Source organism: Achromobacter sp. KK8, from assembly GCF_054188005.1.
Genome location: NZ_CM135178.1, coordinates 2,737,826 through 2,756,837, shown reverse-complemented (window position 1 = coordinate 2,756,837; position 19,012 = coordinate 2,737,826). Strand labels below are relative to the sequence as shown.

The following is a 19,012-nucleotide window of genomic DNA, read 5'->3' as shown; positions in this document are numbered from 1 at the left end:
CATGACCCAGGAACACCACATGAACATCATCCGCGACATCGTCTTCCAGATCCGCAGCCGCCGGGACGACCTGAGCGTGACCGAGCGCAAGGTCGCCGACGCCATCCTGGACAACATCATCTGGAGCGCCAGCGCCACCGTGGACCAGCTGGCGGCCAAGGCCGGCGTCAGCATCGCCACCATCTCGCGCTTTGCCCGCACCGTGGGCTGCGACGACACCCGCGACCTGAAGATGAAGCTGGCGCAGGCCAGCACCGTGGGCAGTCGCTTCCTGGACCAGAGCACGCCGGCCGAGGAAAGCACGTTCTACGCGCGCATCTACGCCGACATCGAAAGCACGCTGCGCGCGCACCTGCCGACCTTCACCGAACCGCTGTTCGAGGCCGCCGCCGGCATCGTCGACGGCGCCCGCATGATCTACGTGTTCGGCGTCGGCGGGGCATCGGCCGTGCTGGCGCAGGAAGTGCAATCGCGCCTGGTGCGCCTGGGCTACCCGATCGCGGTCTACAGCGACGCCGTGCTGCTGCGCATGGTGGCCGCCACGCTCGACGAGCGCGACGCCGTGGTGATCCTGTCGGCCTCCGGCCTGACGCCGGAAATCGTTGGCGCCGCGCGCATCGTCAAGCAGTACCGCGCCCGCATCGTCGCGGTCACCGACGCCACCTCGGAACTGGCCAAGCTGGCCGACGTGGTGCTGCCGATCCGCACCGACGAAACCGACTTCATCTACAAGCCCTCGGCCTCGCGCTACGCCATGATGCTGGCGATCGACCTGCTGTCGACCGAGCTGGCCATGCTGAACCAAGAAGAGAACCGCGAACGCCTGCGCCGCATCAAGCTGGCGCTGGACGAGCACCGCGGCGGCCCCAACCGGCTGCCGCTGGGCGATTGAAACTGGAACCCAAGATGTACGACACCCTCATCGGCAACGTCCGCGTGCTCGACGGCTCGGGCGGCGCCGAATACACCGCCGACGTGGCGCTGGCCCATGACCGCATCGCCGCCATCGGCAACCTGTCCGGCCAGTCGGCGGGTCGGATCATCAACGGCGCCGGCCTGGCGCTCGCGCCCGGCTTCATCGACGTCCATACCCACGACGACACCAACGTCATCCGCACCCCCGGCATGTTGCCCAAGCTGTCTCAGGGCGTGACCACCGTGGTGGTGGGCAACTGCGGCATCAGCGCCTCGCCGGTCTCGCTGCGTGGCGAGCCACCCGACCCGATGAACCTGCTGGGCCAGCGCGACGACTTCGCCTACCCGACCTTCGCCGACTACACCCGCGCCATCGAGGCCGCGCAGCCCGCCGTGAACGTCGCCGCGCTGGTCGGCCACACGGCCCTGCGCAACAACCACATGGACCGCCTCGACCGCAGCGCCACGCGCGACGAAGTGATGGCCATGCGCGATCAATTACGCGAAGCCCTGGCCCACGGCGCCATCGGCCTGAGCACCGGCCTGGCCTACGGCTCGGCGATCGAGGCCGACACCGCCGAGGTCAAGCTGCTGGCCGAGGTCCTGGACGAATTCGGCGCGCTCTACACCACCCACCTGCGCTCGGAATTCGCCGCCATCCTGGAAGCCATGCAGGAAGCCTTCGACATCGCCCTGCACGCCCGCGTGCCGGTGGTGGTGTCGCACCTGAAATGCGCCGGCGCCGGCAACTGGGGCCGCACCAAGGAAGTGCTGTTCAAGCTGGAGAACGCCGGCCGCATGCAGCACGTGGGCTGCGACTGCTATCCGTATTCGGCCAGCTCGTCCACGCTCGACCTCAAGCAGGTCACCGACGAATTCGACATCGACATCACCTGGTCGGTGCCGCACCCCGAACAGGCCCGCCGCAAACTGTCCGCCATCGCCGCCGACTGGAACGTGACGCTGCTGGAAGCGGCGAAGCGCCTGCAACCGGCCGGCGCCGTCTACCACAACATGCACGAGGACGACGTGCGCCGCGTGCTGTCGAACCGGCTCACCATGGTCGGCTCCGACGGCCTGCCCAACGACCCCATGCCGCACCCGCGCCTGTGGGGCGCCTTCCCGCGCGTGCTGGGCCACTACAGCCGCGACGTCGGCCTGTTCCCGCTGGCCGAAGCCGTGCATAAGATGACCGGCCTGTCCGCCGCCCGCTTCGGCCTGGCCGAACGCGGACTGGTGCGCGAAGGCTTCCACGCCGACCTGGTCCTGTTCGACCCCGCCACCGTCATCGACCGCGCCACCTTCGCCGCCCCCGTCCAGACCGCCGCCGGCATCGAGGCCGTCTGGGTCAACGGCGTCCTGTCCTACCGCCAAGGCCAGCCCACCGGCGACCGCGCCGGCCGCTGGCTGCCCCGCAACGGCGACCTGCGCGCCAGCTTCGCCGCCTCAACCCCCGCCCTTCAGGAGCCCTGACATGAGCAGTACCACCCCCACCCCCGACAACAACGGCATCACCCGCTACGGCGTCGCCGGCGGCACCGGCCAAGGCGGCTCCCACATGCCCTTCGCCCGCGCCGTCGCCGCCGACGGCTGGCTCTACGTCTCGGGCCAGGTCCCGATGGAAAACGGCGAAGTCATCGAAGGCGGCACCGTCGCCCAGTCGCACAAGGCCATCCAGCAGGTCCTCGCCATCCTCAAGGAAGCCGGCTACGGCCCCGAACACGTCGTGCGCTGCGGCGTCTGGCTCGACGACGCGCGCGACTTCCCCTCGTTCAACAAGGTCTTCAAGGAATACTTCGGCAACAATCCCCCCGCCCGCGCCTGCGTGCAGTCGCCGCTGATGGTGGATGCGAAAGTAGAAATTGACTGCGTGGCGTACAAACGCCCCCACGCCGCGCTCACTGCGTGAGCTAGCTGCCCCCAAAGGGGGCTGCCCGGCCTTCGGACGGCCGGGCGGCCGGGCGCGCCTCCTGGCCCAAGCCATCCGCTGCGCGCTTCAGGTACACCGCCCACACCGCGCCGCAAGCGCGCAGCGACCCACATCACGACGCAAGACACCACGTATGAAAAAAACGGCCGCCCGCGCGGCCGTTTTTTGCGGGCAACGCACACCTCTCCCATGCCCCCAGGGTCCAGCAGCGCGTCATTTCTCGAAACTGGTAGCCCGGCGCGGGGCACGCAGGCGGTGAGCGCGCCGTCGATGCGCCCGCGGGAATCTGAAGGCAGTCGCCGCAGGCGACAACGAAGATGACAAAGGGGAAGTCCGGAGCGAACGCTCCGGACCGCAATCGTTGGCGCGCTCACCGCCTGCGCGCCCCGTGACGGGCGGCCTACAAAGCAAGCACCGCCCAACTTCAACTACATCTTGACCACATCCACGCCCTTGGGCGCCACAAACCGAAACTCCCCCTCCCCAAGCTTGGGATTGGGAACGATCCCGGAAAGATCCACCCGCGTCGTCTGCCCGAACGAATCCAGCAGCTCAACCCGCACCGGCAGATTGTCCTTCATCCCGATATCGACCCGGGAGAACCCCGCGTCCGCCGTCCGCGGCTTCGCCCGCAGCCAGTCGACCCCATCCTTGGAAGGCAGCGCCGACACATCGAACGACTGCTCCAGCGACCCCGACCCGAACAGGATCGCAGCCGGCGACGTCCCGATGGCCGCATCCACCTTGCGCTCGGTCACCTGCGCCAGGTCCGGATCGAACTGGAACACCTGCTTGCCGTCGGAAATCACCAATTGCTCATAGGGCTTCTGCACCGCCCACTTGAACTTGCCCGGCCGCTGGAACGAAAACACCCCCGTCTGCGCCGGCTGCGTGCGCCCTTGCGTGCTGACGGTGTATTGGGAAAACGTCCCCGTCGCCGCCGTCACCGTGCTCACGAACGCGCGCAACTGTTCCTGCGCCGTGGCGGCCACGGCCGCAGTCGGCGCCAACGCCGGGGCCATGCACAGGGCCAGGCCGGCGGCCAGGCCACGAAACGTCTTCATCATGCTTCCTCTCGAGCGGCGGCGGGCACCAGGATCTCCCGGTTGCCATTGGACTGCATCGCCGACACGATACCCGATTGCTCCATCTGTTCCAGTAACCGCGCCGCACGGTTGTAACCAATGCGCAGATGGCGCTGCACCAGCGAGATCGAGGCGCGGCGATGCTTGAGCACCACCTCGCAAGCCTGGTCGTACATCGGGTCCGACTCGGCGTCGCCGCCGATGCCGGTGACGCTGCTGGCGCCTTCGCCGCCGTCGCCGTCCAGCCCGCCTTCCAGCAGGCCCTCGACATAGTTCGGCTCGCCCTGCGCCTTCAGGCTTTCGACCACGCGGTGCACTTCATCGTCGCTGACAAAGGCGCCGTGCACGCGCACCGGCAGGCCGGTGCCCGGCGGCATGTAGAGCATGTCGCCCTGGCCCAGCAGCGTCTCCGCGCCCATCTGGTCGAGAATGGTGCGCGAGTCGATCTTGGACGACACCTGGAACGCGATGCGGGTCGGGATGTTGGCCTTGATCAGGCCGGTGATGACGTCGACGCTGGGACGCTGCGTCGCCAGGATCAGGTGGATGCCGGCCGCGCGCGCCTTCTGCGCCAGGCGGGCGATGAGTTCTTCGATCTTCTTGCCCACCACCATCATCAGGTCGGCCAGCTCGTCGATGACCACCACGATGGTGGGTAGCGGCGACAGCGGCTCCGGCTGGTCGGGCGTCAGCGAGAACGGATTCGGGATCGGCTCCTCGCGCTTGATGGCGTCGCGGATCTTGGTGTTGTAGCCGGCCAGGTTGCGCACGCCCATCTTGCTCATCAGGCGGTAGCGCTTTTCCATCTCGCCCACGCACCAGTTCAGCGCGTTGGCGGCATGGCGCATGTCCGTGACCACCGGCGCCAGCAAATGCGGAATGCCTTCGTAGACGCTCATTTCGAGCATCTTCGGGTCGATCAGGATCAGGCGGGTATGCGAGGCGTCGGCCTTGTACAGCAGCGACAGGATCATGGCGTTGATCCCGACCGACTTGCCCGACCCGGTGGTGCCCGCCACCAACAGGTGCGGCATCTTGGCCAGGTCGGCCACCACCGGATTGCCGGCAATGTCCTTGCCCAGCGCCATGGTCACGACCGAATGGCTGGCGTGGTAGGTCTGCGACCCCAGGATCTCGGACAGCTTGACCACCTGGCGGCGCGGGTTGGGCAGCTCCAGGCCCATCAGGTTCTTGCCCGGAATGGTTTCCACCACCCGGATGCTGACGAGGCTCAGCGCGCGCGCCAGGTCCTTGGCCAGATTGACGATCTGGCTGCCCTTGACGCCGGTGGCCGGCTCGATTTCGTAACGCGTGATGACCGGACCGGCCTGCGCCGCCACCACGGTGACGGACACGCCGAAGTCGGCCAGCTTCTTTTCGATCAGGCGCGAGGTGAATTCGATGGTCTCGGCCGACACGGTTTCCTGGTTGGCCAGCGGCGGATCCAGCAGGCTGATGGCCGGCAGGTCGCCCTCGCCGCCCGGCGGCGGCGCGAAGAACAGCGATTGCTGCTTTTCCTTTTCGACGCGTTCGGACTTGGGCACCACCGTGATCGCCGGCTCGATGCGCACCGGCTGCTCGTGCACCAGCTTTTCCTGCTTGGCCACCACCTGCTCGGTGCGCACGGCCTTGGCCACCTCGCCGACCTTGCGGTCTTCGCGCGCGGCGTAGGAATTGCGCACCCGGCGCACCAGGCCTTCGATCCAGGTGCCGACGCGCTCGGCCACGGTCAGCCACGAGAACGAGAAGAACAGGCTCAGGCCGATCGCCAGCATCACCAGGAAGGCCAGGGTGCTGCCGGTGAAGCCGATGCTGCGGCTCATCAGGTCGGCCAGGGTATGGCCGATGACGCCACCGGCGCCGCTGGCGCTTTCCGAGGCGCCCGGCAGATGCGTGCCGCGGCTGGCCAGGCGCAGGGCCTCCATGCCCAGCGAGCCGACCAGCAGCAGGAAGAAACCGATGCCCTCTTCCCAGTGGACCCGAGGCAACACCTCAGGCTGCTTACCATTGGTAACACGAAGATGGCTGGCAAGGCGGCGGTAACCTGCCCGCACGCGGTGCAGCAGCAGGATCACCCACCACCAGGCGGAGAAACCGAACAGGTACAGCAGGATGTCCGCCAGGTAGGCGCCCAGGGTCCCGCCCTTGTTGTGGATGGCCCCCGCGGGGACCGAATGGGACCAGCCCGGGTCGGCGGCGCTCCAGGTGGCCAGCACCAGGGTGAGCCAGGCCGCCAGGGCGGCGAAGAGGATCCAGCGGGCTTCGCGCAGCAACGCGGAGATACGCGTCTGCAGCGGCGAGGGCCCGTTGCGGGTGTTGCGCGAAGCGCGCGGAGAAGCAGTCGAGATACGCGGCATGCGGCTCATTATAATTGGGCGTTAACCTAAAGATACCCGCCCATGTCCACGCCTACGCACGCTAAAGTTTTGATACTCGGATCCGGCCCCGCCGGTTACACGGCGGCCGTCTATGCGGCACGCGCCAATCTGAGCCCTGTCCTTGTTACAGGTCTGGCCCAAGGCGGCCAGCTGATGACCACCACGGACGTCGACAACTGGCCGGCCGACGCCGAAGGCGTGCAGGGTCCGGACCTGATGCAGCGCTTCCAGAAGCACGCAGAGCGCTTCAACACCGAAATGCTGTTCGACCACATCGCCAAGGTCGACCTCTCCAAGCGCCCGTTCACCCTGACGGGCGACACCGGCAAGGTCTACACCTGCGACGCCCTGATCATCGCCACCGGCGCCTCGGCCAAGTACCTGGGCCTGCCGTCCGAAGAGGCCTTCATGGGCCGCGGCGTGTCCGGTTGCGCCACCTGCGACGGCTTCTTCTACCGCAACCAGGACGTGGTCGTGGTCGGCGGCGGCAACACCGCCGTCGAGGAAGCCCTGTACCTGTCCAACATCTGCCGCAAGGTCACCCTGATCCACCGCCGCGACAAGTTCCGCGCCGAGCCGATCCTGGTCGACAAGCTGATGAGCAAGGTCGAGAACGGCAACATGGAACTGAAGCTGTTCCATACGCTGGAAGAAGTGCTGGGCGACGACAGCGGCGTCACCGGCGTGCGCGTGCGCCACGTCGACACCGGCGCCACCGAAGACCTGAAGGCCACCGGCGCCTTCATCGCCATCGGCCACCAGCCCAATACCGGGATCTTCGAGGGCCAGCTCGAAATGAAGGACGGCTACATCGTCACCAAGAGCGGCCTGTCCGGCATGGCCACCATGACCTCGGTGCCGGGCGTATTCGCAGCCGGCGACGTGCAGGACCACGTCTATCGCCAGGCCATCACCAGCGCCGGCACGGGCTGCATGGCCGCCCTGGACGCACAACGGTGGCTGGAGAATGCGGGGCAGTAAGGTCGGCGCGGCCGACCTGAAACGCCTCAAGAAAGACCTGCAGGCCGAGCAGGAGCGCGCCGCCCTCGCCCAGCGCGTGGCGGCGCTGAAGAAGACCGCGCCGGCGCCCGGCGCGGATACCGATCCGGCCGACGACATGGCCGCGTTCCGGCGCACCATGCAGTCGGTCAAGCCCATCAAGCAGGTCGCGCGCGCCGAACACAAGCCGGCGCCGCAACCGGCCCCGGCCCTGCGCCGCGCCAACGCGCTGGGCGAAACCGCCACGCGAGCCGACGCCGGCGTGTCGGATGGCGGCGAAATCACGCACCTGCTGTCCGAAGGCGGCACCGCCTTCGTGCGCGGCGACGCCGCCCCCGACACCGCGCGCAACCTGCGCCGCGGCCAGTGGCGCGCTGGCGCCGAACTCGACCTGCACGGCCTGCGCGTGGAACAGGCGCGCCACGCCATGCTGTCGTTCCTGGACGAGTGCCAGGAACACGGCATCCGCTGCGTGCGCATCGTGCATGGCAAGGGCTATGGCTCGCAGGGCCTGGAACCGGTGCTCAAGGACAAGGCCCGCACCTGGCTGGTGCAGAAGAACGAAGTGCTGGCGTTTTCCGAGGCGCCCGAGCGCGAAGGCGGCGCGGGCGCCCTGCTGGTGCTGCTGCGGCAATCCGAGGGGCCGCGCAAATGAAGTGGCTCTACCTGGGCATCGCCATCGTCGCCGAGATCTTCGCCACCAGCGCGCTGAAAAGCTCCGATGGCTTTTCACGGCTGGTGCCGTCGGTGGTGACGGTGTTCGGCTACATGATCTCGTTCTATTTCCTGTCGCTGACGCTGCGCGAGGTGCCGGTCGGCATCGCCTACGCCATCTGGTCGGGCGTGGGCATCGTACTCATCTCCCTGATCGGCGCGCTGTTCTTCAAGCAGCACCTGGACACCCCGGCGCTGGTCGGCATCGGCCTGATCATCGCCGGCGTGGTGGTCATGAACGTCTTCTCGAAGTCCGTGTCGCACTGAGCCGTTCCGGGCGCGAGCCCTGATCCGGCCCGCTCCCGGCATATATCCGAACCACCCGGCGCCTGCCTCCGTTTCAGACCGTGCCGTTCTCCGTTGGCGGCTTCGGCGCGCCCGGATGACGCAGATAATCCACCAGCGCCAGCGTGGCGCGATCCGGCGGCGGCGTCAGCAGCGACACCACGACGATCGTCAGGAACGCCACCGGCGCGCCGAACACCCCCGCCGCGATCGGCTGGATGCCCCACCACAGGTCCACCGGCTGGGTCCGCGAAATCCCCAGCACCCACTCGCGCAGCCACGGATGCGTATGCGTCATGTAGGCAAAGGTCACCAGCAGCCCCGCCGCCATGCCGAGCGTGGCGCCCCATTTGTTGGCGCGGCGCCAGAACACGCCCATCACCAGCGCCGGGAAAAACGACGAGGCCGCGAACGAGAACGCCGCCGACACCATGAACAGAATGTCGGCCGGCTTGCGCGCCGCCACCCAGGCCGCGCCGAACGCCACCACCAGCAGCAGGATCTTGGACACCATCACCCGCCGCGCCGCCGACATGCGCGGCGACACCATCCGGTACCACATGTCGTGCGACAGCGAATTGGACAGGGTCAGCAGCAGGCCATCGGCGGTGGACAGCGCCGCCGCCAGGCCGCCGGCCGCCACCAGCCCCGAGATCACATAGGGCAGCCCGCCGATCTCGGGCATCGCCAGCACCACCACGTCCGCGCCCATGCTGATTTCGCTGAGCTGGACCACGCCGTCACGATTGATGTCGGTGACGTCCAGCAGGTTGCTGTCGACCGCGCTCCAGGCATGCACCCAATTCGGCAGGCTGAGGAAATTCGACCCCACCACCTGCGTGTAGACCTCGTACTTGACCAGCAGCGCCAACGCCGGCGCCATGAAATACAGCAGCAGGATGAACAGCAGCGACCAGCACACCGAACGCCGCGCTTCCACCACCGACGAGGTGGTATATGAGCGCATCAGGATGTGCGGCATCCCCGCCGTGCCCAGCATCAGGCACAGCACCAGCGCCAGGAAATTGATGCGCATGTTGCGGCGCTCGTCCGGATCGCTGGACGGGAACGGTTCCGCATGCGGGGTCGGCGGCGCGGCCCGGGCCTCGAAAGTGGCCTTGGCCTGCGACCAGGCGATGCGCGCCTCTTCCACCGTCGGCGGAAATGCCGCCAGCTCGCGTTCGACCGAGCGGATCTCGACCATGGGCGCATCGCTGGCGTTGAGCTGGGCCAGGCGACTGCGCAGCTTGTCCTTTTCCAGCGCCCAGGACTCGGGCAGGTCATGGACCCGTTGCGCCATCTCGTCGGCGCGCTCCTGCCACAGGCGGCGCGCCTCGATTTCGGCGGGGTCGTTGCGCAGGTAGACCTCTTTTTCCGTCACTTCCTGCAGCACCACGCCGGCCGACAGCTGCGGCACCGGCATGTCGGTGTGCTTGATCGACAGCCACACCACCGGCACCAGGTAGGCGATGACCAGGATGATGTACTGTCCCACCTGGGTCCAGGTGACGGCGCGCATGCCGCCCAGGAACGAACAGACCAGCATGCCGCCCAGCGCCACGAAAATGCCCAGTTCGAACGAGATGCCGGTCATGCGCGTGGTGATGATGCCCACACCGTAGATCTGCGCCACCAGATAGGTGAACGAACAGAGAATGGCGCAGGCCACGCCCGCCAGCCGCGGCAGGTTGCCGCCATAGCGCGCGCCCATGAAGTCGGGAATGGTGTATTGGCCGAAGCGGCGCAGGTACGGCGCCAGCAGCATCGCCACCAGCACATAGCCGCCGGTCCATCCCATGATGTAGGCCAGGCCGCCGTAGCCCGTCAGGTAGAGCGTGCCGGCGACCCCGATGAACGAGGCCACCGACATCCAGTCGGCCGCGGTCGCCATGCCGTTGTAGATGGCCGGCACGCGCCGGCCGGCGACGTAGTATTCCACCTGGTCCGAGGTGCGGCAGACGATGCCGATGCCGGCATACAGGCTCACGGTCACCAGCAGGAAGACGTAGCCGATCCAGTTGCGCGGCAGGCCCAGGATCTCGGCCAGCGCCATCAGCAGGATCATCAGCGCGAAGCCGGCCGTATACAGCACGTAGATGCGGCGCAGCCGGATCCTGAATTGCTGCGGGGTATCTCCGCCGAACGGCATCAGCGGTTCTCCTTGGCCTCTTCCCCGCGTTGGTCGGCGCGGTTCATGATCCGGGCGTAGATGCAGATGATGATGAGGTACGCCAAGGGGGCGCCGTAGGCCGCCATCCAGAACGAGAACGGCCAGCCGATGAAATCGAACGACAGGCCTCGGGCAAAGTAGGAGGGGATGAATGTCAGCGCTGCCCAGACGAGCGCCAGCAGCGCGATCAGGCGCACATTGCGACGCCAATAGCGGGACGGGGTGGGCTCGGGGGAAACGCGGGATTCCGGCATAGCTGGCGTGAGCGAAACCTGAGGAATATCGCGAAACGCGGCGCTAGAAAACCCTGGCTGGACGAAATACGGGCTTTTTATGCGACAACGGCCGGCACTGCCTGGTGCCAGCCGTTGTGCGTTTTGCTTTTCTTGAGTACTGCTACTTTTTTATGTACCGGTGCCGCCGGTAATTGCCCATGCAGGGCTTTGTCTCCTCACCTGCATGGGAAGAGATTCTGCACCAGATGCGGGAATGCCACACTAGGGGAATGCCCTAATTCGGCGCATTCATTTACATATTCCATGCACCACATCAGTGCATTTTGGCATCTCTGTTCTAAATATTGGGATTTTTCCCGCCCAAAACCGCTTTCCGGAAGGGGGCGGCGCACCCGGTTTTGAGCCAGCCTCAACAACGCCCGCGCCGCCGCCCGGATCCGGGCACCCGCGTCGCGCCATCTCGGCGCATCCGTGACCGGGATTATGGCAGCGCGTCTTTACGTTCCGTTTACACCCCCCCGCCAAAGCTATACCCCGTTTTTACCCCCCGCTCCGTAACCTGCCGGTGTCCTGATTGGTCACTACGCCCGCGCGGTCCGCATCCCCTTTGCCGCGCCGGTTCGTCGTTCGAAGGGAGCCTGGCTCCCGGGAGGAAAAACGTGGATGCCATCTATATCGCGATCTTCGCCGTCATGGCGGGGCTGACCTACGCCCTGCTCCGATTCTGCGAAGCCTTGTCCTCGGGAGAGCAATCATGAGCTGGCTCTACTGGCTGAGCGGCCTCACGGCCGCGCTGCTGTTCGTGTACCTGCTGGTCGCCCTGTTCAAACCGGAGAAGTTCTGATGACTGCCGAATTCGTCGGACTGCTGGTCGTGTACCTGGCGGTCCTGCTCGCGATCGCGCCCTTTCTCGGGCGCTACATCCGCATCGCCATGGAAAACGGGCAATCCCGGCTGACCGCCTGGGGCCGCCCGCTGGAACGCGGCATCTATCGGCTGGCGGGCATCGACCCGCAGGCCGAAATGGGCTGGAAGCGCTACGCGCTGGCGGTGCTGGCCTTCAACATCCTGGGCATCGTGGCGGTCTATGCGCTGCAACGCCTGCAGGGCCTGCTGCCGCTGAACCCGGCCGGGATGGGCGCCGTCTCGCCCGACTCCTCGCTCAACACCGCCATCAGCTTCGTGGCCAACACCAACTGGCAAGGCTACGGTGGCGAATCGACCATGAGCTACCTGACGCAGATGCTGGCGCTGACGGTGCAGAACTTCGTCTCGGCCGCCACCGGCATCGCGGTGCTGTTCGCGCTGATCCGCGGACTGGCGCGCCACTGTTCGGCCACGCTGGGCAACTTCTGGGCCGACATGGTGCGCTGCACGCTGTACGTGCTGCTACCGCTGTCGCTGGTGCTGGCCCTGGCGCTGGTGAGCCAGGGCGTGCTGCAGAACTTCAACGACTACCAGGAAGTGCAGACGGTCGAAGCCCTGCACTATGACCAGCCGCGCGTCGACGCCCAGGGCCAGCCGGTGCTGGACGCCAAGGGCCAGCCCGTGACCGACCCGGCAATCACCCGCACGCAGACGCTGGCCATGGGCCCGGTCGCCTCGCAGGAGGCAATCAAGATGCTGGGCACCAACGGCGGCGGCTTCTTCAACGCCAACTCGGCCCATCCATTCGAGAACCCGACCGCGCTGTCGAACTTCCTGGAAATGCTGGCGATCCTGGTGATCCCGGCGGCGCTGTGCTTCAGCTTCGGTGAAATGGTGGGCAGCCGGCGCCAGGGCATCGCCATCCTCGCGGCCATGACGCTGCTGTTCGCCGTGTTCGCGCTGAGCGCCGCCTATTTCGAGCAACAGCCCAACCCAATGGCCGCGCAGGCCGGGGCCGACAGCGCCATGAGCGTGCTTTCGCCGGGCGGCAACATGGAAGGCAAGGAAACCCGCTTCGGCATCGCCGCCACCTCGCTGTTCGCCACCGTCACCACGGCGGCGTCGTGCGGAGCGGTCAACGGCATGCACGATTCGCTCAACGCCATGGGCGGCCTGACGCCGATGCTGCTGATGCAATTGGGCGAGGTAGTCTACGGCGGGGTCGGCTCCGGCCTGTACGGCATGCTGGCCTTCGCCATCCTCGGCGTCTTCATCGCCGGACTGATGATCGGCCGCACGCCCGAGTACCTGGGCAAGAAGATCGAGGCCTACGACATGAAGATGGTCTCGATCGTGATCCTGGCGACGCCGCTGCTGGTGCTGGGCGGCACCGCGCTGGCGGTCTCGGTGACGGCCGGCCAGGCTGGCGTGCTGAACCCCGGCATCCACGGCTTCTCCGAGGTCCTGTACGCCCTGTCCTCGGCCGCCAACAACAACGGCAGCGCCTTCGCCGGCCTCTCGGCCAACACGCCCTTCTACAACGTGCTGCTGGGAACCGCGATGTGGTTCGGCCGCTTCGCCGTCATCGTTGCCGTGCTGGCGATGGCCGGCTCGCTGGGGGCCAAGCGCCGCCTGCCCGCCGGGCCCGGCAGCATGCCCACCACCGGCCCCCTCTTCGTCGTGCTGCTGATCGGCGCGGTGCTGCTGGTGGGCGCCCTGACTTATGTGCCCGCGCTGGCCCTGGGCCCGGTCGCGGAACACCTGCAACCCTGAATGCAACAGGCTAGGAAAGAAAATGGCCAAGATTGATATGCCAACCCAAGGCGCCGGCGGCGGCGCCGCCCGCGCGCCCTCGGCCGCGCCGCACGAACGCACGTTCGGCATGTGGTCCAGCGCGCTGGTCGGCCCCGCCGTGGTCGACAGCCTGCGCAAGCTCTCGCCCGCGGCGCAGCTCAAGAACCCCGTGATGTTCGTGGTCTACGTGGGCAGCATCCTGACCACCATCCTGTGGATCATGGCGCTGCGCGGCCAGGCCGAGGCGCCGGCGGGCTTCATCCTCGCGATCACGGTATGGTTGTGGTTCACGGTCCTGTTCGCCAATTTCGCCGAAGCGCTGGCCGAAGGCCGCGGCAAGCAACAGGCCGCCACGCTGCGCGGCCTGCGCACCACCATCGACGCGCGCCTGCTCAAGGGCTTTCGCGACGAAGACGCGGCCACCGCCGACCCGGCGCGCTGGCGCGAACGGGCCGTCAAGCAGGCGTCCGGCCTGCTGCGCCGCAATGACGTGGTGCTGGTGCAAGCCGGCGAGACCATTCCCGGCGACGGCCAGGTCATCGCCGGCGTGGCCTCGGTGGACGAAAGCGCCATCACCGGCGAATCGGCGCCCGTCATCCGCGAATCCGGCGGCGACTTCTCCTCGGTCACCGGCGGCACGCGAGTGCTGTCCGACTGGATCTTCGTGCGCATCGCCGCCGATCCGGGCGAGAGCTTCCTGGACCGCATGATCGCCATGGTCGAAGGCGCCAAGCGCCAGAAGACGCCCAACGAACTGGCGTTGACCATTCTGCTGGTCGGCCTGACGGTGGTGTTCCTGCTGGTGGTGGCAACGCTCATGCCATTCTCGATCTACTCGGTCTCGGCCGCGGGCGGCGGCACCGCCGTCACGGTCACGGTGCTGGTGGCGCTGCTGGTGTGCCTGATCCCCACCACCATCGGCGGCCTGCTGTCGGCCATCGGCGTGGCGGGCATGAGCCGCATGATGGGCGCCAACGTCATCGCCACCTCGGGCCGCGCGGTGGAGGCCGCCGGCGACGTCGACGTGCTGCTGCTGGACAAGACCGGCACCATCACCTTCGGCAACCGCCAGGCCTCGACCTTCCTGCCCGCGCCCGGCGTGTCGCCGCGCGAACTGGCGGATGCGGCGCGCCTGGCCTCGCTGGCCGACGAAACGCCGGAAGGCCGCAGCATCGTGGCGCTGGCCGACAAGGCCATCCACGCCCCGGCCGTGCGCGCCCCGGACGCGGAATACGTGCCCTTCACCGCGCAGACCCGCATGAGCGGCGTCAACCTGAGGGATCGCGTCATCCGCAAGGGCGCGGTCGACGCGGTGCGCGCCTGGCTGGCCGCGCAGGATGCCACCGTGCCCGAGCAGGTGCTGCGCCTGGCCGAGGACGTGGCGCGCCGCGGCAGCACGCCGCTGATGGTCAGCGACGGCAACCGGGCGCTGGGCGTGGTCGAACTCAAGGACATCGTCAAGCCCGACATCCAGTCGCGCTTCGCCGAGCTGCGCCGCATGGGCATCAAGACGGTCATGATCACCGGCGACAACAAGCTCACCGCCGCGTCCATCGCCGCCGAAGCGGGTGTCGACGACTTCCTGGCCGAAGCCACGCCGGAAGCCAAGCTCAAGCTGATCCGCGCCTACCAGGGCGAAGGCCGCCTGGTGGCGATGACCGGCGACGGCACCAACGACGCGCCGGCGCTGGCGCAGGCCGACGTGGCGGTGGCGATGAACTCGGGCACGCAGGCCGCCAAGGAAGCCGGCAACATGGTGGACCTGGACTCCAACCCCACCAAGCTCATCGAGATCGTCGAGATCGGCAAGCAGATGCTGATGACGCGCGGCGCGCTCACCACCTTCAGCATCGCCAACGACGTGGCGAAATACTTCGCCATCATCCCGGCCGCCTTCGCCACGGTGTATCCGCAGCTGAACCTGCTGAACATCATGGGCCTGGCCACGCCGGCCTCGGCCATCCTGTCGGCCGTCATCTTCAACGCGCTCATCATCATCGTGCTGATCCCGCTGGCGCTCAAGGGCGTGCGCTATCGGCCGCTGGGCGCCTCGGTCCTGCTGCGCCGCAATCTCCTCATCTACGGACTGGGCGGCCTGCTGGTGCCGTTCGCCGGCATCAAGCTGATCGACATGGTGCTGGCCGCCCTGGGCTGGGTCTGACCCGCGCCCGCCATTACGAAGGAACCCGTCATGAAACAAGCTCTTCCCCTGCCGCGCCAAGGCGGCATCCTGCGCCCCGCGCTGGTGGTCTTCGCCGCCCTGTCCCTGGTGACCGGCCTGGCCTACCCGTTCCTGACCACCGGCATCGCCGCCGCCGTGTTTCCTCACGAGGCCTCCGGCTCGCTGATCCGCCAGGGCGACAAGGTGGTCGGCTCGGAATGGATCGGCCAATCGTTCAGCGCGCCGCAGTACTTCTGGGGCCGGCCCTCGGCCACTTCGCCGATGCCGTACAACGGCGCCAACTCCGGCGGCTCGAACCTGGGCCCGCGCAATCCGGCGCTGGCCGAAGCCATCCAGGCGCGGATCGCCGCCCTCAAGGCGGCCGATCCCGACAACCCCACGCCGGTGCCGGTGGACCTGGTCACCGCCTCGGGCAGCGGCCTAGACCCGCACATCAGTCCGGCGGCCGCGGCCTACCAGGCCGCGCGCGTGGCCCGTGCCCGCCACCTGCCGCGGGAAAAAGTCGACGCCCTGATAGCAGCCCATACCAGCAAGCCCTGGCTGGGCGTGCTGGGCGACCCGGTCGTCAACGTGCTCAAGCTGAATCTGGCGCTGGACCAACTGGCGCCGGTGCAATGACGCGCCGGCGTATAGTATTGCCAGCCGTTTCCCTCCTTCACTTGCGCGTTCATGGCTGACAATGCTGGCGAGCGTCCCGATCCGGACGCGCTCTTGAAAGACCTCGACGATGCCGCGCGCCAGGCGGTGCGCGGCAAGTTGCGGGTCTACTTCGGCTCGTCCGCCGGCGTCGGCAAGACCTACGCCATGCTGGTGGCCGCGCGCGCGCAGGCGGCGCAAGGCGCCCGTGTGCTGGCCGGCATCGTCGAAACGCACGGCCGGCGCGAAACCGCCGCCCTGCTCGAGGGCGTGGCGACCCTGCCGCTCAAGGACGTCGTCTACCGCGGCCACACGCTCAAGGAATTCGACCTGGACGGCGCGCTCGATGCCCATCCCGACCTGGTGCTGGTCGACGAGCTGGCCCATTCCAACGCGCCCGGCTCGCGCCACGTCAAACGCTGGCAGGACATCCAGGAACTGCTGGCGGCCGGCATCGACGTCTGGACCACGCTCAACGTGCAGCACCTGGACAGCCTCAACGAGGCCGTCGGCAGCATCACCGGCGTGCGCGTCTGGGAGACCGTGCCCGACGAGGTCTTCGATGCCGCCGACGAAGTCATCCTGGTCGATCTTTCCGCCGACGAACTGCTGCGCCGCCTGAAGGAAGGCAAGGTCTACCTGCCCGAGCAGGCGCGCCACGCCACCCGCAATTTCTTCCGCAAGGGCAACCTGATCGCGCTGCGCGAACTGGCGCTGCGCCGCACCGCAGACCACGTCGACGACGACGTCCAGGCCTACCGCCGCGACCGCGCCATCGAACCCGTCTGGCGCACCCGCGAAGCGGTGGTGGCCTGCATCGGCTCCGATGCCGACGCCGACTACGTGATCCGCAGCGCCCATCGGCTCAGCCAGCAGCTGGAATGCGACCTGCACGTCGTCACCATCGACGCGCCGCGCGCCGCGCCGCCGCCGCAGGCCGAGCAGGAACGGCTGCAACGCAGCCTGGCGCTGGCCGATTCGCTCGGCGCGCGCTGCGAAACCCTGGCTGGCGGCGACATGGTCGACGCGGTGGTGCGCTACGTGCGCCGCCACAACATCACCAAGGCCATCATCGGCCGCACCCGCGCCAGCGGCCTGCAGCGCCTGCGCCTGTCGCTGTCGGCGCTGCTGACGGCGGCCATCAGCCCGGGCTGGCTGTGGCGCCGCCACAGTTTTGCCGACATGCTGGCCGCGGGCTGCCCCGAGATCGACATCATCCGCCTGGGCGCGCCGCCCTTGCCCGCCAGCAGCGCGCCCGGCCGCGATCCGCTGACGCTGGGCCGCCGCGGCCGCCAGGCGGCCGACGAACGAGGCCCGCTGGCGCTGGCCGGCTACGCCTGGGCGCTGTGCTATTGCGCGGTGGCCACCGCGCTGTCGGCGCTGGCCTTTCCGGCGCTGCACCAGACCAACATCGTCATGCTGTTCCTGCTGGCGGTGGTGGCGGTGGCGTTGCGCCATGGGCGCGGTCCGGCCGCCCTGGCCTCCATTGTCAGCGTGGGATTGTTCGATTTCTTCTTCGTGCAACCGCTGGCCTCCTTCGCGGTCTCGGACGTGCAGTACCTGCTGACCTTCGGCGTGCTGCTGGCCGTGGGCCTGCTGATCGGCCAGCTCACCGCCGGCCTGCGGCTGCAGGCGCAGGCCTCGGTCAAGCGCGAGGCCGACGCGCGCAGCCTGTATGAGTTCGCGCGCGAGCTGTCCTCGGCGCTGCTGCCCGAGCAGATCGTCGCGTCCGCCGGCGCCTTCGTGCACGCCACCTTCGGCTCGCGCTGCGCGCTCTACATCCTGGGACTGGACGATCGCCTCAAGCTGGCCTCGCCCGCCGCCGCGGACATGCCGCCGCTGGAATCGGCGCTGGCCCAGTGGGTCTACGACCACGGCCAGCCGGCCGGCGCCGGCACCGCCACGCTGTCCAACAGCGACCTGCTGTACCTGCCGCTGAAGGCGCCGATGCGTACCCGTGGCGTGCTGGCGTTGGCGGCGCCGCGTCGCAGCCTGTTCTCGCAGCCCGACTCGCGCCGCCAGATCGAGGCCTACGCCACGCTCATCGCCATCGCCCTGGAACGATTGCACTACGTGGAAGTGGCGCAGCAGGCGCTGGTCAGCATGGAATCCGAAAAGCTGCGCAACTCGCTGCTGGCGGCAGTCTCGCACGACCTGCGCACCCCGCTCACCAGCCTGGTCGGCATGACCGACACGCTGATGCGGCGCCAGGACGCGCTGCCGGCCGACATCCAGGACACCATCCGCGCCATGCGCGACCAGGCCCAGCGCATGCACGCGCTGGTCGCCAACCTGCTGGACATGGCGCGGCTGCAGAGCCGCGACACGCCGCTGCGGCTGGAGTGGCAGTCGATCGAGGAACTGGTCGGCGCCTCGCTGGCCGCCATGCGCGAGCCGCTGGCATCGCATCGGATCTCGGTCGACAGCCTTTCCGGCCTGCCGCTGGTCGAATGCGACGGCGTGCTGATCGAGCGAGTGCTGTGCAACCTGCTGGAGAACGCCGCCAAGTACACCCCGGCCGGCAGCGCCATCCGCCTGCATGCTACGGCGCAGGACGGCGAGCTGCGTGTCGCGGTGTGCGACAACGGCCCCGGCGTGGCCCCCGGCGCCGAACGCCGCATCTTCGAGAAATTCACCCGCGGCGAACGCGAATCCGCCACGCCCGGCGTCGGCCTCGGCCTGGCCGTGTGCGAAGCCATCGTCAGCGCCCACCACGGCCGCATCTGGGTCGAACACGCGCCGGGCCAGTCCAGCGGCGCGCAGTTCGTCTTCACCCTGCCGTTGGGCACGCCGCCCCCGATCCAACCTGAAATCGCCTGAG

At 68.1% G+C, this 19,012-nt stretch carries 15 protein-coding genes; 11 read left to right on the top strand and 4 right to left on the bottom strand.

Translation table 11 applies throughout. The features are described from left to right. Positions 1–19 precede the first annotated feature (19 nt). From ACVN9Z_RS12820 to ACVN9Z_RS12810, 3 genes are read left to right on the top strand one after another with little or no spacing between them, the layout of a single operon-like run. Complete coding sequence (locus tag ACVN9Z_RS12820) at positions 20–892, top strand: MurR/RpiR family transcriptional regulator (RefSeq protein WP_006389085.1); 873 nt, start codon at positions 20–22, stop codon at positions 890–892. Between the two features lie 14 nt (positions 893–906). Further along, entirely contained in the window at positions 907–2,388 is a 1,482-nt protein-coding gene (locus ACVN9Z_RS12815; RefSeq protein ID WP_054480753.1) for an N-acyl-D-amino-acid deacylase family protein, read from the top strand. Between the two features lies 1 nt (position 2,389). Then, the gene (locus ACVN9Z_RS12810; RefSeq protein WP_006389083.1) at positions 2,390–2,824 is read left to right on the top strand and encodes a RidA family protein; all 435 of its coding nucleotides are present in this window, start codon (positions 2,390–2,392) and stop codon (positions 2,822–2,824) included. Positions 2,825–3,273: 449 nt separating this feature from the next. Here the strand turns inward: ACVN9Z_RS12810 and lolA are convergent, their stop codons facing one another. Both lolA and ACVN9Z_RS12800 read right to left on the bottom strand, forming a co-directional pair. Further along, positions 3,274–3,909 (bottom strand): outer membrane lipoprotein chaperone LolA, encoded by a 636-nt coding sequence (gene lolA, locus ACVN9Z_RS12805; protein WP_024067998.1) that lies wholly within the window; start codon positions 3,907–3,909, stop codon positions 3,274–3,276. Further along, the gene (locus tag ACVN9Z_RS12800; RefSeq protein ID WP_458213435.1) at positions 3,909–6,287 is read right to left on the bottom strand and encodes a DNA translocase FtsK; all 2,379 of its coding nucleotides are present in this window, start codon (positions 6,285–6,287) and stop codon (positions 3,909–3,911) included. Before ACVN9Z_RS12800 ends, lolA begins: the two co-directional genes overlap by 1 nt. Before the next feature lie 42 nt (positions 6,288–6,329). Here ACVN9Z_RS12800 and trxB point away from each other — a divergent pair, with 42 nt between their 5' ends. The 3 genes from trxB to ACVN9Z_RS12785 are packed head-to-tail and all read left to right on the top strand — an operon-like array spanning position 6,330 to position 8,288. Continuing rightward, positions 6,330–7,289: a thioredoxin-disulfide reductase gene (trxB, locus tag ACVN9Z_RS12795; RefSeq protein WP_269860033.1), complete on the top strand. Its 960-nt coding sequence runs from the start codon at positions 6,330–6,332 to the stop codon at positions 7,287–7,289. Then, positions 7,276–7,962: a Smr/MutS family protein gene (locus tag ACVN9Z_RS12790; protein WP_076415352.1), complete on the top strand. Its 687-nt coding sequence runs from the start codon at positions 7,276–7,278 to the stop codon at positions 7,960–7,962. Before trxB ends, ACVN9Z_RS12790 begins: the two co-directional genes overlap by 14 nt. Further along, complete coding sequence (locus ACVN9Z_RS12785; RefSeq protein WP_076467631.1) at positions 7,959–8,288, top strand: DMT family transporter; 330 nt, start codon at positions 7,959–7,961, stop codon at positions 8,286–8,288. The genes ACVN9Z_RS12790 and ACVN9Z_RS12785 overlap by 4 nt, the downstream gene beginning before the upstream one ends. A 73-nt stretch (positions 8,289–8,361) precedes the next feature. On the opposite strand, the gene ACVN9Z_RS12780 is transcribed toward ACVN9Z_RS12785, so the two are convergent. Together ACVN9Z_RS12780 and ACVN9Z_RS12775 are read right to left on the bottom strand one after the other, a co-directional pair. After that, positions 8,362–10,455 (bottom strand): sodium:solute symporter family protein, encoded by a 2,094-nt coding sequence (locus ACVN9Z_RS12780; RefSeq protein ID WP_155864774.1) that lies wholly within the window; start codon positions 10,453–10,455, stop codon positions 8,362–8,364. Next, positions 10,455–10,730, bottom strand: coding sequence for a DUF4212 domain-containing protein (locus tag ACVN9Z_RS12775; protein ID WP_006389072.1), 276 nt, complete (start codon positions 10,728–10,730; stop codon positions 10,455–10,457). Before ACVN9Z_RS12775 ends, ACVN9Z_RS12780 begins: the two co-directional genes overlap by 1 nt. 736 nt (positions 10,731–11,466) lie before the next feature. Between ACVN9Z_RS12775 and kdpF the strand changes: the two genes are divergently transcribed. From kdpF to ACVN9Z_RS12750, 5 genes are read left to right on the top strand one after another with little or no spacing between them, the layout of a single operon-like run. Further along, complete coding sequence (gene kdpF, locus ACVN9Z_RS12770) at positions 11,467–11,556, top strand: K(+)-transporting ATPase subunit F (RefSeq protein WP_035183859.1); 90 nt, start codon at positions 11,467–11,469, stop codon at positions 11,554–11,556. Further along, entirely contained in the window at positions 11,556–13,352 is a 1,797-nt protein-coding gene (kdpA, locus tag ACVN9Z_RS12765; protein ID WP_006389070.1) for a potassium-transporting ATPase subunit KdpA, read from the top strand. Before kdpF ends, kdpA begins: the two co-directional genes overlap by 1 nt. Before the next feature lie 22 nt (positions 13,353–13,374). After that, positions 13,375–15,534 carry a potassium-transporting ATPase subunit KdpB gene (gene kdpB / locus ACVN9Z_RS12760; RefSeq protein WP_458213434.1) on the top strand — a complete coding sequence of 720 codons (2,160 nt, stop codon included), beginning with the start codon at positions 13,375–13,377 and terminating at the stop codon, positions 15,532–15,534. Between the two features lie 30 nt (positions 15,535–15,564). Further along, positions 15,565–16,173 carry a potassium-transporting ATPase subunit KdpC gene (kdpC, locus tag ACVN9Z_RS12755; RefSeq protein ID WP_020924893.1) on the top strand — a complete coding sequence of 203 codons (609 nt, stop codon included), beginning with the start codon at positions 15,565–15,567 and terminating at the stop codon, positions 16,171–16,173. Positions 16,174–16,224: 51 nt separating this feature from the next. Next, positions 16,225–19,011, top strand: a complete 2,787-nt coding sequence (locus tag ACVN9Z_RS12750) for a sensor histidine kinase (RefSeq protein ID WP_038502969.1) — start codon at positions 16,225–16,227, stop codon at positions 19,009–19,011. Position 19,012: the final 1 nt, after the last annotated feature.